This is a genomic window from Saccharococcus thermophilus, assembly GCF_011761475.1.
GTDB classification, from domain to species: Bacteria; Bacillota; Bacilli; order Bacillales; family Anoxybacillaceae; genus Saccharococcus; species Saccharococcus thermophilus.
In genome coordinates this window covers 2,250,971-2,271,563 of the sequence record NZ_JAASRS010000001.1, presented here as the reverse complement: position 1 = coordinate 2,271,563, position 20,593 = coordinate 2,250,971, and the positions used below count along the sequence as shown (strand labels likewise).

Genomic DNA, 20,593 nt, shown 5'->3' with positions numbered 1-20,593 from the left:
TTTTCCCTACTTGCAATAAACCGACAAATTTTTTAAAATATTATACATCAACAATATTGGCCAATAACGGTGAAGAGGAGTAGTAGTGAACAAATGGGCGACAGAGAGTTGACGGTCGGTGCGAGTCAACCGAAGTTTGTTCACGAACTCGCCTCGGAGTTGCGGGCATGAGCGGCTTTTGCCTCGTAATGTCCGCCGTGAATCTGCGTTAATGATGAAAGTGAGCATGCGGTTTTGCATGCTAATAAGGGTGGTACCGCGGGAATGGCACCTCTCGTCCCTTTTGGGATGGGAGGTTTTTTTATTCTCGCTTTTGTTAACAATGTTTACTAGAAAAAAAGATAGGAGGAAAGGCAAATGAGCTTCAACCATCGAGAAATAGAGAAAAAATGGCAGGATTATTGGGAAAAAAATAAAACGTTTAAAACGGTTGATGACGACGACAAACCGAAATTTTACGTATTGGATATGTTCCCGTATCCGTCGGGAGCAGGGTTGCACGTCGGCCATCCGGAAGGCTACACCGCCACCGATATTTTGGCGCGCATGAAGCGGATGCAAGGCTATAACGTGCTTCATCCGATGGGATGGGACGCCTTCGGATTGCCGGCGGAGCAATACGCGCTTGATACCGGAAACGACCCGGCGGAGTTTACCGAGAAAAACATTAATACGTTCCGGCGCCAAATTAAATCGCTAGGGTTTTCGTATGACTGGGACCGGGAAATCAACACGACCGATCCGAATTACTACAAATGGACGCAATGGATTTTCTTAAAGCTGTATGAAAAAGGATTAGCTTATATGGATGAGGTCCCGGTCAACTGGTGCCCGGCGTTAGGCACGGTGCTTGCTAATGAAGAAGTCATTAATGGCAGAAGTGAACGCGGCGGCCACCCGGTGATCCGCAAGCCGATGCGGCAATGGATGCTCCGCATTACCGCCTACGCGGACCGTTTGCTTGAAGACTTGGAAGAGTTAGATTGGCCGGAAAGCATTAAAGAAATGCAGCGTAACTGGATTGGCCGCTCAGAAGGCGCGGAAATCCGTTTTGAAGTCGATGGCCACGATGAAACATTCACTGTCTTTACGACGCGCCCAGATACGCTGTTTGGTGCGACATATACCGTGTTGGCACCTGAACATCCGCTTGTCGAAAAAATTACGACTCCAGAGCAAAAAGAGGCAGTGGAAGCGTATTTAGATGCGATTAAAAGCAAAAGCGACCTCGAGCGCACCGATTTGGCGAAAGAAAAAACAGGGGTATTCACCGGCGCATACGCGATTCACCCAGTCACTGGCGAGAAGCTGCCGATTTGGATTGCCGACTACGTGCTGATGAGCTACGGCACTGGCGCAATTATGGCCGTGCCGGCACACGATGAGCGCGACTATGAATTTGCGGAAAAATTTAATTTGCCAATCAAAGAAGTGGTCGCCGGCGGCAATATTACGAAAGAAGCGTATACTGGCGACGGCGAGCATATTAACTCCGATTTCTTAAACGGTCTAAACAAAGAAGAAGCGATTAAGAAAATGATTGAATGGCTAGAAGCCAATGGAAAAGGACAAAAGAAAGTCACATACCGCCTCCGCGACTGGCTGTTCAGCCGCCAACGCTACTGGGGCGAACCGATCCCGATCATCCACTGGGAAGATGGAACGATGACGCCGGTGCCGGAAGAAGAACTGCCATTAAAGCTGCCAAAAACCGATCAAATTAAACCATCCGGCACGGGAGAGTCGCCACTTGCCAACATTGAAGAATGGGTGAACGTCGTCGATCCGAAAACAGGAAAAAAAGGACGCCGCGAAACGAATACAATGCCGCAATGGGCCGGAAGCTGCTGGTATTATTTGCGCTACATCGATCCGCACAATGACAAGCAGCTCGCCGATCCGGAAAAATTGAAAAAATGGCTGCCGGTCGATGTCTATATCGGCGGGGCGGAGCATGCTGTACTTCACTTATTGTACGCGCGTTTCTGGCATAAATTTTTATACGACATCGGCGTCGTGCCGACAAAAGAGCCGTTCCAAAAACTGTTTAACCAAGGCATGATTCTTGGGGAAAATAATGAAAAAATGAGCAAATCAAGAGGAAATGTCGTCAACCCGGACGATATTGTCGAAAGCCACGGCGCTGATACGCTGCGGTTATACGAGATGTTTATGGGACCGCTCGAAGCGTCGATCGCCTGGTCGACAAAAGGGCTGGACGGAGCGCGCCGCTTCTTGGACCGCGTCTGGCGCTTGTTTGTCGAAGAAAATGGCGAGTTGAACCCGAAAATCGTCGACAATCCGGAAACGGATACACTTGAGCGCGTATACCATCAAACGGTGAAAAAAGTAACCGAAGATTATGAAGCGCTTCGCTTTAATACAGCGATTTCGCAACTGATGGTGTTTATTAACGAAGCATATAAAGCGCCGCAACTGCCAAAAGCCTATATGGAAGGATTTGTGAAACTATTATCGCCGGTTTGCCCGCATATTGGGGAAGAATTATGGCAAAAACTTGGCCATAACGACACGATTGCGTACGAGCCATGGCCAACGTACGACGAATCGAAACTGGTGGAAGAGGAAGTCGAAATCGTCATCCAAGTGAATGGAAAAGTAAGAGCAAAACTGCATGTGCGCGCGGATTTGTCGAAAGACGAACTCGAACAAATCGCGCTGCAAGAAGAAAAAGTGCAAGAACATCTTGCCGGCAAAACGGTGCGCAAAGTCATTACCGTTCCTGGAAAACTGGTGAATATCGTAGCGAACTAATATAGCGCCCCTCCTTTGCGAGGGGCATATGATAGAAAGGAGACGACGTGATGAACGAAATTAAAGAAATCACCGCGGCGGAAGTAAAAGAAAAGCTCGAACGCGGGGAGAAGCTAAACATTGTCGACGTGCGCGAAGATGAGGAGGTCGCGCTCGGCATGATTCCTGGCGCCAAGCATATCAAAATGGGGGAAATTCCAAGCCGGCTCGATGAATTCAATAAAGAAGAAGAGTATATTTTCGTCTGCCGCTCCGGCCGGCGCAGCGAAAATGTTTGCTATTATTTACAGGAACTAGGATATCGCGTCCGCAATATGGTCGGCGGGATGCTTGAATGGGAAGGAGATACGGTGCCGAAAAAATAGCCTATTGTTTTAGGTGGTTGACATCAGAAAATCATCCTAGTACTTTTTTAACGTTCGGTTGTTTCTTGACGAAAAATGACCGAGCGTTTTTTTTTCAAGATGGTGCCATTTTTGCAACTCGTTTTTCGTCAACACGGCGATATTTTCCCAAATGAAATATGGAAACATAGAATTATTGCACTTGTAACCCGTTGATTTTCTCAATAAACGAAAGAGCATTATTTAGTATAATAAAAGATATAAAAGCGATGACGTCTTTTTTTTCTATCCCTTTAGCACTATTAGCTACTTCCCAATCTGACAAAAATATTGTATAATTTTCATTAAATTTAAACTATTCAGACTAATAGATAAAGGGGTAGATATTTATTGAAGATTGGCGATCGCTTAAAACTCACCCGTCTCAAAAAAGAAATGACTCAAGAGGAAGTGGCGGAAGGAATTATTTCCGTATCGTATTTGTCGAAAATTGAAAACAACCAGGTAACGCCGAGTGAAGAAGTGCTGCATTTGCTTTATCAGCGGCTTGGGATTGACAACTTATTTAACGAACGGATGAATGAACTGATGAAGCAAATGATGTTATGGCATAAGGCAATAACGGATAAAAATGAATGGAAAGCAGTGGAAATGTATGAAAACCTAAAGAAAATGATAGAGTATTTTAACTCACATTTCGCACCCTCTCGACGAAAATCGGGAGGATTTTTTCGTTCCGATGTCGAATGAATCCTTGACACACAAGGAACGTAAAGGAGTTTTTCACTTATGAACGTTCAAGTCAAAAAGGTCTATCGCAATTCTTATTTGAATATAATAAGTGCCCTATTCAAGAAACTGGGTCTGCCTCAATTGATTGACCATCTCGTGCCCGTCGATCCGCAGTGCCAAACGCGAGTCAGCGATGCCGTTCAGGCCATCCTCTACAATGTGTTTGACGGCCGGCAAGCCCTTGTTCACTTGGAACATTGGGCTCAGGAGGTCGATTGTGAGAAACTCATCCGTCCCGATCTCCATCCTTCCTGGTTGAACGACGATGCGTTGGCCCGTCATCTCGATCGCCTGTATGAGGCTGGCATTCACAACGTCATCAGCACTTGCTTGATTCATATTTATCGAAAAGAAGGCCTTTCCCTCCGAGCCTTCCACGCCGATACGACGGACAAGACCGTTTACGGCGCGTATGAATCGGCCTCGTTAGAGGCCTTACAAATCACACATGGCTACAACCGCCATCATCGTTGGCAAAAACAGATCGGTTTCGGACTGGTCGGCAACGAGGACGGCATCCCGTTTTACGGCGATGTGCACGATGGCAACCTGCCCGATAAAACATGGAATCCCGAGGTGCTGTCTCGTGTCCATGAACAGCTGAAGCAGGCCAAAATCGAAGACGAATGGATTTACGTGGCCGATTCCGCCGCGATGACGAAAGAGACCCTGGCGCAAACCAAAGCGGCCAACGCCTTTTTGATCACCAGAGGCCCTTCGTCGCTCCGGATCGTGAAAACCGCGCTGGCCGAAGCGGATGCTGAGGACACGACGTGGAGCGATCCCTTTACGTTGGCGGAGAGAAACGGCGCCACGTACCGGGTATGGGAAACGGCCTCGACGTATGAAGGCCACCCCGTTCGGCTGATCGTTGTTGAATCGAGCGCGCTCGACCAGCGAAAAGGAAAGACGCTTGAAAAAGAACGAACCAAAGAAGCGGAGCTTCTTCGCGAGGAACAAGCCCGTTGGGAGCGTCACCCCTTCTCCTGCCGGGAAGATGCCGAACAAGCCTTGGCGTCCCTCAAGGCGTCCCTTCGCCCCCGGTTTCATCGGGTTGAGGCCGCGGTCGAAGAGATCGTACGCCTGAAAAAACGGCGCGGACGGCCGAAAAAAGGGGCGGAACCCGAGGTGGAGACGCTGTATTTCTTGCACCTTGACGTCGAATTCGACCAAGACGCGTGGGAACAGGCGAGACGGAAAGCGTCCCGGTTTGTCCTTGTCACGACCGTTCCGAAGGAATGGAAGGGCCAACCCATGGATGCCCAAGAGATCTTGAAGCTGTATAAAGGGCAGATCTCGGTGGAAATGAACTTCGCTTTTTTGAAAGATCCGTTTTTCACGGATGAGATTTACGTCAAAAAACCAGAACGGGTCGCAGTATTAGGCTATTTGTTTCTGTTGGCCTTGGCTATTTACCGCGTTTTTCAGCGCCGAGTGCGTCAGTTTATTACTCCAGAACACCCGTTGAAGGGTCCTGGAGGCCGCAAGCTGACCCGGCCGACGGGACAGGCGATTTTTCAGCTGTTTCAATATGTGAACGTCGTCCTGTTCAAGCTGCCGGATGGGCGCATCCAACGCTCACTGGATCGCTCCCTTACCCCTGATCAGCGAAGGATTCTGCAGGGATTGGGCATGGATGAGAGCATCTACGTGTAACGTGATACGGAACGACCAGCGATGGTAAAAAAAGGATTGCCATCGCTCGTTGTGTTGGTCAAAAAGTTATTCTGAAAAACTAAATAAAAAATCCTTTGTTTTGACCTTGTTAGGGTGCGAAATGTGAGTTTTAACGATGCGGAAGCAAATACCTATTTTCTGCTAATGGAGATGCGCTATTATTTGTTCATAAAAAATATTTCCGCCACCGAAGCTGCGATGATGCAGATTCGTGAATTGTACAATACATTTGACCATGAAATGAAATACTACTATTACAAATTTGCCGGGCTTTTATATTATTGCATAGAAAAATATGAAGAAGCGCTCGAATATTATAAAAAGGCAGAGGAGCTGTTTCGGCTTCAATCGTTTCCAAAGTGGGAAGAAGCGGATCTGTATTATTTATTAGCGCTTGCATACAGTCGGTTATGGAAAATGTTAGGCTGCATCAACTATGTGCAGCGCGCGCTAGCCATTTACCAAGCAGATTATAACTTAAAGCGAAGCGCGGAATGTCATGTGCTGCTAGGAATTTGCTATCGAAGGTATGGCGAGGTGGACAAAGCGATCGAATATTACTCCCTTGCGCAAAAGGCGGCGCAAATGGTCAACGATATTGAACTGCTGGGCATTATTGAGCATAATTTAGGATATTTAAAATCGATGATGAAGGAGCATCGGGAAGCAATTCAACACTATGAAAATAGTTTAGTATATAAAAGACAAGCTATGCTTGCAGATCGTTTTATCACCTTGTTTTCCCTCATCAAAGAATACTATAGTTCGCAAAATTATCGCAAGGCACTGGCAATTGTGGAAGAAAGCTTACAGCTTTTGAGACAGCATTCCGACTATACTTCATCTGAATATTACTTTCATTTTACTGTCTATCAATATTTATTGTCGAATAACGTTTCTGAGCGAGACTTTGAAATGTTTATGAAAAATGAGGTTCTCCCTTATTTTCAAAAACATAAAAAATATGAAGACGTGGCACAATATGCTGAATATTTAGCGGACTACTACGAACGGTGTCGCAAGTATAAGCTAGCAAGCAAATACTATAAAATGAGCTATGAGTTTTTAAAAAAAATTATTCATATATAGGAGGAATTATGTTGAAAAAAGTGATTGTTAGCGTATTGTCGGTGGTGGTATTAGGGGCGCTTGTTCTTATTGGCCATGACCAAGAGACGAAAGAAGTTGCCAAAGACCAGTTTCCACCGCCAACCGTGATTGTAGAATAATAATAAAAATCAGCTGGCACAAATGTCGCCAGCTGATTTTTATTTTAGATAAGTATTATTTCTCATAAGGAAATGGGGTTTGTTTGAAGAAAATAAGAAAAATATCTTTTATTTGTTGCTTTCTAAAAATAAAGGAATTCACACAATAGCCGGTGAAAATGATGAATGAAAGAAAAGAGCTGGGAGAGGAGAAGCAAAATGTACAAAGTCAAAGTATTTGATAAGGAACATGAGAAAGATTTGGAAACAGCAGTGAACGATTTTTTATCGCGATTAAAAGATGGACAGTTAATCGACGTTAAATACAGCGTGGCGGTGATGGAATCGGAAGGGGAGCAAATTTATTGCTTTTCTGCAATGATTATTTACCGGACCTAACGCTGCTCGTTAGGTCCGGCAGGAGGTGGCGTATGCTGCCGCGTTGACGCCGGCGAGCCTGCCGGTCACCAGCGCCGCCGTGATGTTATAACCGCCTGTATAGCCGTGAATGTCTAAAATTTCCCCGCAAAAATAGAGTCCTTCCATCCGTTTGGAGGCCATTGTTTTTGGATGAATTTCTTTCACCGAAACGCCTCCGCCGGTGACAAACGCTTTTTCTAGCGGCAATGTGCCGTGAACGTGGAATGTAAACTGTTTACAATGATGGACAAATGTCCGAATCGCCTCGTGTGATACCGTTCCAGCCGGTGTCTGCGGATCGATGCCGCTTTGTTCTAGCAAAAATAAGACATATCGCTCCGGAAGCAAGCCTTTGACGACATTTTTTATTGCCTTCTTTGGTTCCGCTTTGCACGCGTTAGCAAGTTGCTGAAACAGTTCTTCCTTATTTTGGTCGGGAAGCGCGTCAATGCTCATTGTGACGGAGTTTGTTCCGTATTTTTTTAGTGCTTTAACGACAAATTGGCTGCAGCGAAGGGCGGCGGGGCCAGAAATGCCGAAATGGGTGAACAGCATGTCCATTCGATGGGTAATGATCGGTTTTCCGTTTGGTTTCAGAACGCTTAAAGCAACATCGCGCAGCGATAAGCCTTGCAAAACCCGTTCCTGAATAAACGGTTCTTTGGATGTAATCGGTACTTCGGTTGGAAACAGTTCGGTAATCGTATGCCCTGCTTTTTCCGCCCAAGCGTAGCCGTCCCCGGTGGAACCGGTCTGTGGAACCGATTTGCCGCCCACTGCGACCACGATTGCTTTCGCACCAATAAATTCGCCAGTTTTTAGCGTTACGCCTATCGTTTTTCCATGCTCGTATTCGACATCGGCAACTGGTGTGCTGAGCCGAACATCAACATGCAGCCGTCTTAACTCGTTCACTAACGCTTGTACAACAGACTGCGCATTATCGGTTACCGGAAACATGCGGCCGTGGTCCTCTTCTTTCAATTGCACGCCCAACCGTTCAAAAAAGCGGATAATATCTTCATTATTAAATTCAGAAAACGCGCTGTACAAAAAGCGGCCATTTCCGGGGATATGCTTAATGATTTCATCAACCGGAAGACGGTTGGTAACGTTGCATCGTCCGCCGCCGGAAATGGCAAGTTTCCGCCCAAGCTTGTTCCCTTTTTCAACAAGAAGCACTTTTGCGCCCTGTTCCGCAGCACCAATTGCCGCCATTAATCCCGATGGCCCTCCCCCGATGACAATAATTTCATATGTCATTTTCTTCACTATCCTTTCCTTCTAGATTATAATGGAGCGGGGGAAATTTCTTGACTTTATCAAAGATATGATAAAATACTGTAGTTACCATTTTCAATGTCATCAAGTTAGGGAAGGGATCGTATGTCTACTTCGAAATTATTACGTGGGACGTTTATTCTTACAGTTGGTGTCATGCTGTCACGCGTTCTCGGTTTAATTTACGTAATCCCATTTTATCATCTTGTAGGGGAACAAGGCGGCGCGCTTTACGGGTATGGATATGTGCCGTATCAAATTTTCATCAGTTTCGCTACAGGAGGACTGCCATTGGCGGTTTCCAAGTTTGTGTCCAAATATAATGCGTTGGGAGAGTATCGTATCGGTTATGTGCTATTTCGGTCGGGATTACGATTAATGATGGTTACCGGCATCGTTGCTTGTGTTGTTTTATATACCATTGCCCCATGGCTTGCTCCGTTTGTTATTGATGAACGAGCGAATGTCAATTCTATCAATGACGTCGTAACCGTTATTCGCGCAGTGAGTTTTGCGCTTATTATCGTTCCTGTCATGAGTTTAATTCGCGGTTTTTTCCAAGGGCATGAATCGATGGGGCCGACAGCTCTATCACAAGTGATCGAACAAATTGTCCGAATCGCCTTTTTGCTGATCGGTTGTTACATTGTGTTGCGTGTATTGAAAGGATCTCTCGTTACTGCTGTCAGCGTGGCAACATTTGCCGCTTTTGTCGGCGCGCTCGGTGGGCTCGCTATTCTCATTTGGTATTGGTGGAAGCGAAAAGATTATCTGGATGATTTATTAGAGAGAGATCGTGGACAAGTTACGCTTTCTTTGAAAGAAATGTACAAAGAATTATTGCTGTATGCAGCACCGTTCGTTTTTGTTGGACTAGCTATGCCGCTTTACCAGTTAATTGACCAGTTTACATTTAACCATGCGATGGCGAGCATAGGACTTGGAAAAATGTCTGAGCATGCTTATTCCATTTTTAATATGTGGGCGCAGAAAATTGTCATTATTCCTGTAACGCTGGCGACATCATTTAGTTTGACGCTAATTCCGACCATTACAAAGGCGTATGTAGAAAGAGACCAGAAATCATTGCGAAAATATTTAAACCAAACGTTTCAAGTATTAATGTTTTTAACATTGCCTGCGGTTGTTGGCATGGCGCTTCTTGCTGAACCGGTATATACCGCGTTTTACAGCCATGATCCGCTTGGAGAGCAAGTGTTGCGTTGGTATGCGCCAACTGCCATTTTGTTTGCATTGTTTTCCGTGACAGCGGCGATGCTGCAAGGCATTAATCAGCAACGCTTTTCAGCTGTCAGCTTAACGTTGGGACTTTCCGTGAAACTTTTGCTCAATACGTTTCTTATTACAAAATTTGCGACGATTGGTGCGATACTGGCGACGATGTCTGGTTATTTTGTTTCCGTTGTATTTAATTTATGGATTATTAAAAAATACACAAACTACCGATATCAGTTTGTCATACGCCGCATCATTTTTATTGGAATATTAACGGCGCTGATGTCCGTATTTGTTGCAATTGTACAGCTGCTTTTGAAATCGATGCTTCATTATCATGGCGGAACAGTGAAATCCATCGTGATCGTCGCAATTAGCGGGCTTGTCGGCGCGGGGGTGTATTTCTTTTTCAGCGACCGGTCTGGATTGCTTGCTTCGCTATTTGGAAATCGGTTTGCATTTTTGCAACGTAGAAAGGAAAAGAAGGCGGTCTCTTAGCCGCCTTCTTTTCTAAAAGATTAAAATTCTTCAAAAGGAAGCCCAAGCCGGCGCTCAACGCGTTGCAAGCGACGGTTAAGACGATTGAGACGATCGGTATGGCGCTCTAACGTCCGTTCGATCTGATTCAATTGTTGCTGAATGTTTCCGAAACCTCCCGGAAAACCTCCTGGGAACCCTCCTGGAGTGCCTGGAAAACCAGGACCATAAGGTTGAGTAGGCTGTTGACGATAATCGTTTGTCAGATAATAATTCATCAGCAAATCTCCTTTCTGTTTTTTCTTTTACAGTGTATGGGAATAGGTCAAGTACGGACTAGACAAACGCCTAATTGAATCAATTTTTTTAAGGTGGTGAAAACATTGGGGCTGCGTATTGATAAAATGCTGGCCAACATGGGATATGGAACAAGGAAAGAAGTAAAAAAATTATTAAAATCAGGCGTTGTAAAAATTGATGGTATGCCTGTCAAAGATCCGAAAACACAAGTCAATCCAGGTGAACAAGTAGTGACGGTATGGGGGGAAGAAGTCGAGTATAAGGAATTTATTTATCTGATGATGAACAAACCGCCGGGAGTCATTTCGGCGACGGAAGATGTGTTGGAAGAAACGGTCGTTGACTTGCTAGAAGAGGAAGACCGCGTGTTTTCGCCATTTCCAGTTGGGCGATTGGATAAAGATACGGAAGGGCTTTTATTGTTAACGAATGACGGCCAATTAGCACATCAGCTGCTTTCGCCAAAAAAACATGTGCCAAAAACGTATTTTGCCGTCATTGACGGTGAAGTAACGGAAAAAGATGTAGCGGTATTTCGCCGCGGCGTTGTGCTAGATGACGGTTACGAAACGAAACCGGCCGAACTGGTGATTTTAAAATCGGGGCTGCGCTCCGATGTAGAGGTAACGATTACAGAAGGAAAGTTTCACCAAGTGAAGCGGATGTTTCAGGCAGTCGGTAAAAGAGTCATTTATTTAAAACGGATTCAAATGGGGCCTCTTGTTCTTGATCCATCGTTACAGGTTGGGGAATATCGCGAATTAACCGATGAAGAGGTGGAAAAGTTAAAGAATTTTCGTCCATGAACCTCTTTCACCTTCATTCCATTTAGAGGCCGAAGGCTTTACGGGAAAATGTTTAAAGCGAAAAAAAAGGAACCGTGGTTAGGTTCCTTTTTATATGCAAACTAATCAACATTCTTTTTTGGCATGTTGAGGCTAATTGTTATCTCGCTATAACCTCTCACCTTTCTCTTTTCTCTGCACCCATTAAGAAGATATGCGCACCTTCTTATTGGTTGTCGTCCATTTGCCTTTGCTAGGGCTGCGAACTAAGTCGTTATACGCTAACACGTTTAAATCACGTTGAATCGTTCTTGGGGTAGTGCCAAACTCATCAACAAGCTCCTGTGTCGTTACGGTTCCCTTCTCGCTAATGTACATGTACACCGATTTAATCCGTGTTAGCATACGATGTGTTGAAGGTTTCAAAAGACCACTCCCTATCTTTGCATAATTCGCATGGTACAACACGCTATTTCCAAGATGAGAGATTATATCTTGTTGCCTTTTACTATCATTTTACACGAAAATAGATGAAAAATGCTACCGATTCGCCAATATTAACAAAATATTTAAATACTTTGTGAAGAAACTGTAATATCGGTGCAAAAAAAAGAAAACTTTGACTTTCATCATGAGTTTGTGTTACGTTGACAACAAAGAGCAATGAAAAAGAAAGGAAGAATGGGTGTGGGCATTAACTGGATGGAAGAAGTATTAAAGCGGAAAGAGGAGCTGATTCAAGATACGCAGGCGCTTTTGCGCATTCCGAGCGTTCTGGACGAAGAGGATGCTACAGCGGAGGCACCGCTTGGACGTGCGGTGTACGAGGCTTTGCAGTTTTTATTGCGGCGCGGTCAGGAAGAAGGATTTACAGCCAAAAATCTCGATGGCCTGGCTGGACATTTAGAAATGGGACAAGGCGATGAGCTCATCGGCATATTATGCCATGTCGATGTCGTGCCGCCCGGGGACGGTTGGTCAAGTGATCCGTTTGCGGCGGAAATTCGCGATGGGAAAATATACGCGCGCGGCGCTATCGATGATAAAGGACCGACGATGGCTGCGTTTTATGCGATGAAAATTGTGAAAGAGCTCGGGTTGCCGCTCAAAAAACGGGTGCGCATGATTATCGGGACAGATGAAGAAAGCAACTGGCGCTGCGTCGACCATTATTTCAAGCATGAAGAAATGCCGACGATGGGATTTGCTCCTGATGCGGATTTCCCGATTATTTATGCAGAAAAAGGAATTGTCGACCTCGATTTGCGTCAGATGTTTACCGAAACGAGTGAACAAGGCGGAATTCAGCTTGTGTCATTTCACGCCGGCCGCCGTTACAATATGGTTCCCGATTTTGCCAAGGCGGTGCTAAAGGTGACAAAAGAGCAAAAAGAACGAATGATACAGCAATATCGCCGTTTTCTGCAAGAAGCCGATATGAAAGGGGAGGCGGCGGTAGAAGAGAATACCATCACTTTTCAACTAGAAGGAATTTCCGCCCATGCGATGGAGCCGGAAAATGGGAAAAACGCCGGCTTATGGCTGGCGAAATGGCTTTCGAGTGTCGAGCTGGATGCGCCGGCAGCGTCATTTATCCGTTTTGTGATCGACTATTTCTTTGCCGATTCGCGTGGAAACAAGCTAGGTATTGCCTACCGCGATGAGATTACTGGTGATTTAACGGTGAACGTCGGCATTTTGTCGTATGAGGGGCAAGGCGGTGCGAAAATTGGTTTAAACATCCGCTATCCGGTTACAAATGAAATAGAACAAACAAAGCAAAAACTAAAATCCGTTGCCGAGCAGCACGGTTTTACGATCGCGCATTTCAGCGACTCGAAACCGCATTACGTGGAGCAAAACCATGAGCTTGTACGGACGCTGCAACGCGTGTATGAAGAACAAACTGGTGAACATGCTACATTGCTTTCCATTGGCGGCGGTACCTATGCCCGTTCTTTAAAAGCGGGAGTCGCGTTTGGTCCGCTGTTCCCAGGCCGGCCAGACGTCGCACACCAAAAAGATGAATATATCATCATTGATGATTTGCTGAAAGCAACGGCGATTTATGCACAGGCTATTTATGAATTGGCAAAATGAAAAGCCTATATTACAGAAAAGTAAGAAGAATACGTACCGCTCTTTTTTTGAGCGGTGCTTTTTCATGAAAGGATGGGAGAGGCAACATGGAGGTAACGTTAAAACGTGGTGCATCAACTGGAAAGATGTTGTTTCCGCTTTTTTATTTCCTTATATTTTTTGCGTTTGGGGCATTATTTCCGCTTTTGTCTGTCTATTTACAAGAAGAAGTAGGGCTTTCCGGGACGGAAATCGGCGCCATTATGTCGATTAGTCCGGTAACGATGATTTTTATCCAGCCGCTCTGGGGAATGATTACCGATTATACACGCAAGCCGGTTTTTATCCTAACGGTCGCGTTATTGGCCACCGCATTGATCGGATTTGCTTATTCCTTCGCAGAAGACTATCGCTGGCTTATTGTGATTGCTGCATTGCTCGCGTCCGTGCAAAGCGCCATCGTTCCGATTTCCGATAGCATTGCCCTTCATTATGTGCAGCAGGACGGCGGCAGTTACGGATCCATCCGTTTATGGGGATCGATCGGCTTTGCCGCCGCTGTATTCATTGGCGGCTGGCTATCTGATCATTTTGTCTTTGTTGTGATTTTTTATTTGTTTTCGTTTATGCTAATAGTAGCCGCTTTTCTTGCTTGGCGGCTTCCAAAACAGAGCCAGGCGGTAAATGCGGGAACGCTTCGCGGAGTCAGACAGCTGCTTGCCATCCCCCGCTTTTTGCTCTTGATGCTCGCTACGTTTCTCATTTTTGGCCCGATTTTAGCGAATAATTCTTATTTTGGCATCTTCATTAAACAGCTTGTCGGGACACTGACAGGGATTGGACTTGCGTTTTTGCTGGCGGCGGGAAGCGAAGCGCCGTTTATGAAAATGACCGATGGGCTGATCCGCCGCTTTGGCATGATTCCGCTCTTCATCTTTGCTGCGGCAGTGTCAGGATTACGCTGGTTGTTGTATTTTTGGGAACCTCCGCTTGTTTTCGTATATGTGACGACGGTTGTCCAAGGGTTGTCCGTTGGTTTGTCGATCCCGGTGGCGTTGCAATATGTACGCGATATCGCCCCAAAGCATGTGCGGGCGACGGCAGTATCCCTTTATTCGGCTGTCGGAAACGGACTGGGCACCTGGTTTTGCACTTTTATCGGCGGATATATTCTTGACCATTATCATATCGGGGCCGTATATTTATTTTTTAGCATTTGTACATTTTTAGGGATTCTCGCATTAGTTGGCATACATATTCTAAATAAGAAAAATCGTTCTGCAGGTGAAGAAGGATGAAGCAAACACATTATTTTATCGCTGTTCCGATTGTAGCTGCGGTGAAAAAACAAATTGCCCAATGGAAAGAGCAAATCGTTTCCTCCTTTCCATTCCGCACGTGGGTGCACGAAGAAGATTACCATATTACATTAGCGTTTTTAGGGCATGTTCCAGCGACGAAAGTAGAAGAAGTGCGGGAAAAGATGATCGAGGTGGCGGCGCGCCATGCTCCGTTTTCCTTATCGTTATCGGAAATACATACGTTTGGCGATCGGACAGCGCCGCGTATTTTATGGCAGGGGGTAGAAAAAGAAGAGAAGCTATGGGCGTTGCAACGCGATGTGCATACGGCTTGCATCGACATCGGCTTTTCTTTGGATAAGCGGCCGTTTACGCCGCATATTACCATTGCCCGCAAATGGCAAGGAAATGAGGCGTTTCGCCTAGAGGCGCTGAAGCAGAAACCAAGGATAGCGGCAACTTTTTCCGTTCACGACATCGTTTTATACCAAACACATTTAGATCGAACCCCGAAGTACGAGGAAATCGCTTCGTTTCCGCTTTTGGGAAAATAACTTCTTTGTAAAGGAAGTGTGGCAAGTGTGGGTCAATTAATCAAGTTGCAAGACTATATTTCCCGGTATGAAAACGATGTGTATCACTATGCGACTGAATTTATTCGATTAAAGAAAAAACAGTGGGAGCAAACAAAAGAACAGTGGAAAACCAGCAGAAAAAACGATGCTTCCCCTGTGCTAGAGGAAACGTGGGAGTGGTTAGTGGAAAAGCCGACGTTGTTGGAGCGGGTGAAAAAATGGTTTCGCCGTTCTTCTGTATCGGAAGACGATGCGGACATTCTGATCGATGATAAGAACGATATTGTAATGGAAGCCGCCAATATCGATGAACTAAAAGTTTTATTTTTAGAAGACATATTTCATATGCAGCTGAAGTGGGCGAGTTCTACCGTTTGGTATGAATCCAATGTACATCCAAAGTTTTACCATGAAGAAACATTGAAATATTTTTTGCAGCGTTTTCCTGACACGTACTTATGCTTATATAAGCCGGTATTTTTAGTGAAAAGCGCTCCGGTCGAATTGGATGTCCTGTTATTGAGCCCGACGACGACATGGTGCCTCACCTTTGTCGAAGGAGAAGCGGATAATATTATCATTGCGTCCGCAGACCGCTTTTGGACGGAGATGACGAAAAAAGGGGAAAAGAAGCGAATCAATCCAGTCATTTCACTGCAACGGATGGAAAAGATTGTTGTTGGTATATACAAACAATATGATATCGATTTTCCCGTGAAAAAAGCGGTGATCAATCGCTACGGCTATATTGATGGCCATCCTTCGCTTCACCATGTTCAATGCATTGATAAACGAAATTATGAGCGCTGGTTTTCAATGTTAAGGGGATTAACACTCCCGCTAAAGCATGTCCAATTAAAAGCAGCTGCTTCGCTGTTGCGTCATTGCTACAGCCATTACGATATACGAACGGCTTGGAATACGGATGAGGAAAAGGTGTAAAGCTAATTACACCTTTTTTATTGTTGAAATGGATACAGTTGCCATCCGCTTCCCTGACACCGCATTTCTTCTTTTACGTATGATAATAATACAACCTACATTAAAGGGGATGGGCAGATTTGCTTGATATAAACCGGAAATTTGCCGCATATTTAGATGCGATGAATATGGTGACGGTGTTAGTGCCGAAATCGCATTGCAATGGAGAAATGCAAACATTTACGTTAGAAACGCCATACGGGGAGCGGCATCCTTTAGCCATAGAGAGAAAAACAGATTTAGGGGAAAACGTGAAATACGAATGTTTATGTACGATTCCGATTGAAATAGGAAGGGAATATCTTCTTTATGATGATCAAGGAGAAGCGACCGATTTACAAATTGGCGCGGTCGTGCGGACAGCGGCGTTTGATGACCGATTTTTTTATGACGGCGATTTAGGCGTAGTGTATACCAAGGAGAAAACGACTTTCCGCGTTTGGGCGCCGACGGCGACAGATGTAAAAGTAAAGCTAGTCAACCCGAAAACAAGCGAAGTGGATGATATGCCGCTAGAACGAATGGAAAAAGGGGTATGGACGACAACTGTATACGGCGATTTGGAAGGGACGTATTACACTTATGCCGTATGTGTAAACAAAATTTGGCGCGAAGCGGTGGATCCGTATGCGGTGGCCGTCTCTATCAACGGGGAGTATGGAGTGATTGTCGATTTAGAGAAGACACGAACGGAAAAGCCGCCTCTCCCTCCGCTTTCTTCACCGGCTGACGCGATTATTTACGAAATGCATATTCGCGATTTTACCATTCATCCGGACAGCGGCGTAGTTCATAAAGGAAAATATTTAGGATTGACCGAATCCGATACAAAGGGGCCAAATCATACGACAACCGGACTTTCTTATTTAAAAGAGTTGGGAATCACGCATGTCGAACTGCTTCCATTTAACGATTTTGCCGGGGTAGATGAACGCGACCCGCTGCGGCAATATAACTGGGGCTACAATCCGGTTCATCATAATGCACCGGAAGGAAGCTATGCGACCGATCCAACGGACCCGTATGCGCGCATCTGCGAGTTGAAACGAGCGATTCATACGCTGCAGGAATACGGCATCCGCGTCATTATGGATGTGGTCTACAACCATGTTTATATGCGGGAGCAGTCTTCCTTCGAGAAAATCGTTCCCGGATATTACTTCCGTTATGATGAGTACGGCAATCCTACTAATGGCACTGGAGTTGGAAATGATATTGCTTCTGAACGGAAAATGGTGCGAAAATGGATCGTCGACTCGGTTCGTTTTTGGGCAGAGGAGTACCATGTCGATGGATTCCGTTTCGATTTGATGGGAATTTTAGATGTAGAAACAATGAAAACGGTTCGCGAAACGCTCGATGCGCTAGACCCGTCCATTCTCGTATTTGGAGAAGGCTGGGATTTGCCGACACCGCTTCCGTCCGAGCAAAAAGCAACGATGTATAATGCCGAACGGCTGCCGCGCATCGGCTATTTTAACGATTATTTTCGCGATAGTGTCAAAGGAAACACATTTCAGCTGCTTGACAGAGGATTCGCCCTTGGCAATTGCGATGATCGCGAAAAGGTGAAAGTGGCAATTAGCGGAAGCATCCGCAAAAAAGGTGGAATGTTTCTTCATCCATTGCAAACCGTTAATTATGTCGAATGTCATGATAACCATACGTTTTGGGATAAAATGGAGGCGGCGAACAGCCATGAAAATGAACAAACGCGGAAGAAACGGCAAAAATTAGCGACCGCGATCGTTCTGCTCTCGCAAGGAATTCCATTTTTGCATAGCGGACAGGAGTTTTACCGAACGAAACAAGGAATAGACAACAGCTATAACGCTCCTGATTCGATTAATCAAATCGACTGGGTCCGAAAGAGCGAGCATGAAGATGATATTCGCTATATTCAAGGATTGATTCAACTGCGGAAATCCCATCGCGCATTTCGATTTTCTACTGACGCGGAAGTAAACCATCATCTTTTTTTTCTGGAACCGATGCCTTTATCTGTAATCGCTTATCATCTTCGCGGTGTGGAGCAATATGGGCCTTGGCGTGATATTATTGTCATTCACCATAACCAAGAGGAAAAGCAAGATGTGTTTCTCCCCGATGAAGATAAATGGCATGTGCTTTGCGGCGGGGTTCGCAGTGGAACGGCGCCGATGTTTTCCGTGCAGAAAAAAATAAGCGTCGATGGGATCGGAACGTGGGTGCTTGTGAAATAAATATAATTTTCCTGTTTTTTACAATTTGCATAAAATATTTGCAAGAAGTGACTATATTTCAGTATAATACAAGTAAAATGAACGGATAAGGACGTGGTTCAGCCGTCCTTTTTATTTGCAGAAATTGTATAAAATCTAGTAGGACAGCTATTGTCTGAAAATACGGAATCAGGTGATCGCTGTCTCTTATTTTTTAAGTCGAAGGTGAACATGCTTTGGAACAGTTACTAGGGAAGGAGTGGGACATCACTCCGGCTGGCGGCGCAACGGGAGATGCATATTTTGCGGAATATGAAGGGAGAAAGTTATTTTTAAAACGGAATTCTTCCCCATTTCTTGCGGTTTTGTCAGCGGAGGGAATCGTCCCGAAATTAGTTTGGACGAAACGATTGGAAAATGGGGATGTGTTTACCGCTCAACAGTGGCTGAACGGCAGAGAATTAAAGCCGCATGAGATGGGAAGTGAACAAGTGGCGAGCTTATTGCGCAAAATTCACCGTTCCAAAGACTTAGTGATCATGCTGAAGCGGCTCGGCAAAACTCCGTTGCGGCCAGAAATGATGTTGGAGACAATAAAAGAATACTTTGTTCGTCATACGTTTGCCAATCCATTCATCGATCAAGCGTTCCATTGGCTCGAACAGCACCTATCTTCCTTGCAATGTGATGAATATGTGGTGTGTCACTGCGATATTAACCATAACAATTGGCTGCTTGCCGAAGATGGCAAACTGTATTTAATTGATTGGGATGGCGCGATGATCGCCGATCCCGCCATTGATATAGGCATGCTCCTTTACTCCTATATTTCGGAAGAAAAATGGGAAGAATGGCTGGAGCTTTATGGATTGGAACTAACCGATAGCCTACGTCTGCGCATGAAATGGTATACGATCGCGCAAACGCTTTATTCGCTTATATGGCAAAAGAAAAAAAATGCGGAAAAGGAAATGCAACAGTCGCTGCATTTCCTACGTAAGCTGGTTGACCCAGTCCGATAATTGTTGCTGATGGGATAAAATGTGCGAGTTTAAATCAGCGCTGTATTTTCCGTTTTGCCCATATGTGTAAATATCAGGAAGGATGCTTTTGATTTGCGGATGCACTTGTTCATTTCCCAGCAATGATTTGACAAGCCTCTCAATTTGTTCGCATTCGGAAACGGTGCCGCAGCAGTCGGCTTGGTGTTCCGATAAAATGTCTTTTAATATGGTGATCTGATGCTGATGATCTAGTGGCAATTGGTACCACCATCCTTTAAAAAATATGCGATACATTTTATAATATGTACTGATACAACAGATTTTATGATTGTCACCTTTTGCAGTCGTGTGTGCGGCTGTGTTTTTTTATGTTTTCCGATTATTAACTTGCACAGGAATGCGCATTCGTGGTATTGTTGACAACGATGAACAAAAAATAGAGGTGTCAGTATGCGTTTACGTAACAAACCATGGGCCAAAGAAAAAATTGCTTCTTATCCACATTATGTGATTCCTCATCCGGAACAATATAAAGGGAGATGGAAAGAAGTATTTGGAAATGATCAACCCATCCATATTGAAATTGGTACTGGCAAAGGGAAATTTATCACTGAAATGGCCAAATTACATCCCCATATTAATTATATCGGCATTGAGTTATATCCGAGCGTGCTTGTCTCCGCACTCGATAAACTCATCGAAAATGAACTGCCCAATGTACGGTTATTAAATGTCAATGCGAAAGATTTGACGAATTTTTTTGCCGAAGGGGAAATCGAGCGCATTTATTTAAACTTTTCCGATCCATGGCCGAAGAAACGGCATGAAAAACGACGGCTAACTTATCGGGCTTTTTTGGAACTGTATGAAAGAATATTGGTGGATGAGGGAGAAATTCATTTAAAAACGGATAATCAAGGCTTTTTTGAATATTCGCTTGTAAGCTTTTCCCAATATGGCTTAGTGCTGACATATGTCAGTTTAGATTTGCATCATAGTGATTTTACTGGAAATGTGATGACCGAATACGAAGAAAAATTTGCGGCAAAAGGGAACCGTATTTACCGATGTGAAGCAAAATATCCGCCGAAGCATCGCTTGACGTAAAAGGCTTTCTAAGCCTTTTATTTTTTGTTTTCGAAATATTTGCAGAAGTG

Annotated in this window: 20 protein-coding genes and 1 other annotated feature; of the genes, 16 read left to right on the top strand and 4 right to left on the bottom strand. The window is 44.9% G+C overall.

Going from position 1 to position 20,593, the window contains the following annotated elements; genetic code table 11:
- Window positions 1-60: 60 nt before the first annotated feature.
- Window positions 61-285 (top strand) — a binding site (T-box leader).
- A gap of 72 nt (window positions 286-357) precedes the next feature.
- The 7 genes from leuS (at window position 358) to BDD39_RS11745 (ending at window position 7,195) form a co-directional block, all read left to right on the top strand.
- Window positions 358-2,775, top strand: a complete 2,418-nt coding sequence (gene leuS / locus BDD39_RS11770; RefSeq protein WP_166910877.1) for a leucine--tRNA ligase — start codon at window positions 358-360, stop codon at window positions 2,773-2,775.
- 50 nt (window positions 2,776-2,825) lie between these two features.
- On the top strand, window positions 2,826-3,140 hold the full coding sequence (locus BDD39_RS11765; protein WP_166910875.1) for a rhodanese-like domain-containing protein: 315 nt from the start codon (window positions 2,826-2,828) through the stop codon (window positions 3,138-3,140).
- A 369-nt stretch (window positions 3,141-3,509) separates the two neighbouring features.
- Window positions 3,510-3,869: a helix-turn-helix domain-containing protein gene (locus BDD39_RS11760; RefSeq protein ID WP_243846031.1), complete on the top strand. Its 360-nt coding sequence runs from the start codon at window positions 3,510-3,512 to the stop codon at window positions 3,867-3,869.
- Window positions 3,870-3,908: 39 nt separating this feature from the next.
- A complete protein-coding gene (locus BDD39_RS11755) occupies window positions 3,909-5,567 on the top strand; it encodes an IS1634 family transposase (protein WP_015863777.1) in 1,659 nt (552 codons plus the stop codon).
- Window positions 5,568-5,690: 123 nt separating this feature from the next.
- Entirely contained in the window at window positions 5,691-6,677 is a 987-nt protein-coding gene (locus tag BDD39_RS11750; RefSeq protein WP_208404386.1) for an XRE family transcriptional regulator, read from the top strand.
- An 8-nt stretch (window positions 6,678-6,685) separates the two neighbouring features.
- Complete coding sequence (locus tag BDD39_RS16615) at window positions 6,686-6,817, top strand: hypothetical protein (RefSeq protein WP_279587944.1); 132 nt, start codon at window positions 6,686-6,688, stop codon at window positions 6,815-6,817.
- Window positions 6,818-7,015: 198 nt separating this feature from the next.
- Entirely contained in the window at window positions 7,016-7,195 is a 180-nt protein-coding gene (locus BDD39_RS11745; RefSeq protein ID WP_166910873.1) for a sporulation protein Cse60, read from the top strand.
- A 9-nt stretch (window positions 7,196-7,204) separates the two neighbouring features.
- Here the strand turns inward: BDD39_RS11745 and BDD39_RS11740 are convergent, their stop codons facing one another.
- On the bottom strand, window positions 7,205-8,479 hold the full coding sequence (locus BDD39_RS11740; RefSeq protein WP_166912393.1) for a BaiN/RdsA family NAD(P)/FAD-dependent oxidoreductase: 1,275 nt from the start codon (window positions 8,477-8,479) through the stop codon (window positions 7,205-7,207).
- Between the two features lie 123 nt (window positions 8,480-8,602).
- Here BDD39_RS11740 and BDD39_RS11735 point away from each other — a divergent pair, with 123 nt between their 5' ends.
- A complete protein-coding gene (locus BDD39_RS11735) occupies window positions 8,603-10,231 on the top strand; it encodes a putative polysaccharide biosynthesis protein (RefSeq protein ID WP_166910871.1) in 1,629 nt (542 codons plus the stop codon).
- A 20-nt stretch (window positions 10,232-10,251) separates the two neighbouring features.
- Here the strand turns inward: BDD39_RS11735 and BDD39_RS11730 are convergent, their stop codons facing one another.
- Window positions 10,252-10,488 carry a hypothetical protein gene (locus BDD39_RS11730; protein WP_166910869.1) on the bottom strand — a complete coding sequence of 79 codons (237 nt, stop codon included), beginning with the start codon at window positions 10,486-10,488 and terminating at the stop codon, window positions 10,252-10,254.
- Between the two features lie 105 nt (window positions 10,489-10,593).
- Between BDD39_RS11730 and BDD39_RS11725 the strand changes: the two genes are divergently transcribed.
- Window positions 10,594-11,316 (top strand): pseudouridine synthase, encoded by a 723-nt coding sequence (locus BDD39_RS11725; RefSeq protein WP_166910867.1) that lies wholly within the window; start codon window positions 10,594-10,596, stop codon window positions 11,314-11,316.
- A gap of 183 nt (window positions 11,317-11,499) precedes the next feature.
- On the opposite strand, the gene BDD39_RS11720 is transcribed toward BDD39_RS11725, so the two are convergent.
- The gene (locus BDD39_RS11720) at window positions 11,500-11,721 is read right to left on the bottom strand and encodes a DeoR family transcriptional regulator (protein ID WP_015864852.1); all 222 of its coding nucleotides are present in this window, start codon (window positions 11,719-11,721) and stop codon (window positions 11,500-11,502) included.
- A 261-nt stretch (window positions 11,722-11,982) separates the two neighbouring features.
- Between BDD39_RS11720 and pepV the strand changes: the two genes are divergently transcribed.
- The 6 genes from pepV to BDD39_RS11690 all read left to right on the top strand — a co-directional run bounded on the left by pepV (window position 11,983) and on the right by BDD39_RS11690 (window position 19,454).
- Window positions 11,983-13,395: a dipeptidase PepV gene (pepV, locus tag BDD39_RS11715; protein WP_166910865.1), complete on the top strand. Its 1,413-nt coding sequence runs from the start codon at window positions 11,983-11,985 to the stop codon at window positions 13,393-13,395.
- Between the two features lie 86 nt (window positions 13,396-13,481).
- Entirely contained in the window at window positions 13,482-14,672 is a 1,191-nt protein-coding gene (locus BDD39_RS11710; protein WP_166910863.1) for an MFS transporter, read from the top strand.
- Window positions 14,669-15,229 (top strand): RNA 2',3'-cyclic phosphodiesterase, encoded by a 561-nt coding sequence (thpR, locus tag BDD39_RS11705; protein WP_166910861.1) that lies wholly within the window; start codon window positions 14,669-14,671, stop codon window positions 15,227-15,229. Before BDD39_RS11710 ends, thpR begins: the two co-directional genes overlap by 4 nt.
- 27 nt (window positions 15,230-15,256) lie before the next feature.
- Window positions 15,257-16,192, top strand: a complete 936-nt coding sequence (locus BDD39_RS11700; protein WP_166910859.1) for an NERD domain-containing protein — start codon at window positions 15,257-15,259, stop codon at window positions 16,190-16,192.
- A 119-nt stretch (window positions 16,193-16,311) separates the two neighbouring features.
- The gene (gene pulA, locus BDD39_RS11695) at window positions 16,312-18,453 is read left to right on the top strand and encodes a type I pullulanase (protein WP_166910857.1); all 2,142 of its coding nucleotides are present in this window, start codon (window positions 16,312-16,314) and stop codon (window positions 18,451-18,453) included.
- 215 nt (window positions 18,454-18,668) lie between these two features.
- Window positions 18,669-19,454: a phosphotransferase family protein gene (locus tag BDD39_RS11690; protein WP_166910855.1), complete on the top strand. Its 786-nt coding sequence runs from the start codon at window positions 18,669-18,671 to the stop codon at window positions 19,452-19,454.
- On the opposite strand, the gene BDD39_RS11685 is transcribed toward BDD39_RS11690, so the two are convergent.
- Window positions 19,425-19,694 (bottom strand): YtzH-like family protein, encoded by a 270-nt coding sequence (locus tag BDD39_RS11685; protein WP_166910853.1) that lies wholly within the window; start codon window positions 19,692-19,694, stop codon window positions 19,425-19,427. The genes BDD39_RS11690 and BDD39_RS11685 overlap by 30 nt on opposite strands.
- 192 nt (window positions 19,695-19,886) lie before the next feature.
- On the opposite strand from BDD39_RS11685, the gene trmB reads away from it, so the two are divergent.
- Complete coding sequence (trmB, locus tag BDD39_RS11680) at window positions 19,887-20,543, top strand: tRNA (guanosine(46)-N7)-methyltransferase TrmB (RefSeq protein WP_166910851.1); 657 nt, start codon at window positions 19,887-19,889, stop codon at window positions 20,541-20,543.
- The last annotated feature ends 50 nt before the right edge of the window (window positions 20,544-20,593 follow it).

Bases quoted from the DNA above. Each gene is read 5' to 3' on its own strand.
- BDD39_RS11745 (WP_166910873.1), top strand. From the start codon at position 7,016: ATGTACAAAGTCAAAGTATTTGATAAGGAACATGAGAAAGATTTGGAA.
- thpR (WP_166910861.1), top strand. From the start codon at position 14,669: ATGAAGCAAACACATTATTTTATCGCTGTTCCGATTGTAGCTGCGGTG.
- BDD39_RS11710 (WP_166910863.1), top strand. From the start codon at position 13,482: ATGGAGGTAACGTTAAAACGTGGTGCATCAACTGGAAAGATGTTGTTT.
- BDD39_RS11755 (WP_015863777.1), top strand. From the start codon at position 3,909: ATGAACGTTCAAGTCAAAAAGGTCTATCGCAATTCTTATTTGAATATA.
- BDD39_RS11765 (WP_166910875.1), top strand. From the start codon at position 2,826: ATGAACGAAATTAAAGAAATCACCGCGGCGGAAGTAAAAGAAAAGCTC.
- leuS (WP_166910877.1), top strand. From the start codon at position 358: ATGAGCTTCAACCATCGAGAAATAGAGAAAAAATGGCAGGATTATTGG.
- BDD39_RS11735 (WP_166910871.1), top strand. From the start codon at position 8,603: ATGTCTACTTCGAAATTATTACGTGGGACGTTTATTCTTACAGTTGGT.
- trmB (WP_166910851.1), top strand. From the start codon at position 19,887: ATGCGTTTACGTAACAAACCATGGGCCAAAGAAAAAATTGCTTCTTAT.
- BDD39_RS11740 (WP_166912393.1), bottom strand. From the start codon at position 8,479: ATGACATATGAAATTATTGTCATCGGGGGAGGGCCATCGGGATTAATG.
- BDD39_RS11730 (WP_166910869.1), bottom strand. From the start codon at position 10,488: ATGAATTATTATCTGACAAACGATTATCGTCAACAGCCTACTCAACCT.
- BDD39_RS16615 (WP_279587944.1), top strand. From the start codon at position 6,686: ATGTTGAAAAAAGTGATTGTTAGCGTATTGTCGGTGGTGGTATTAGGG.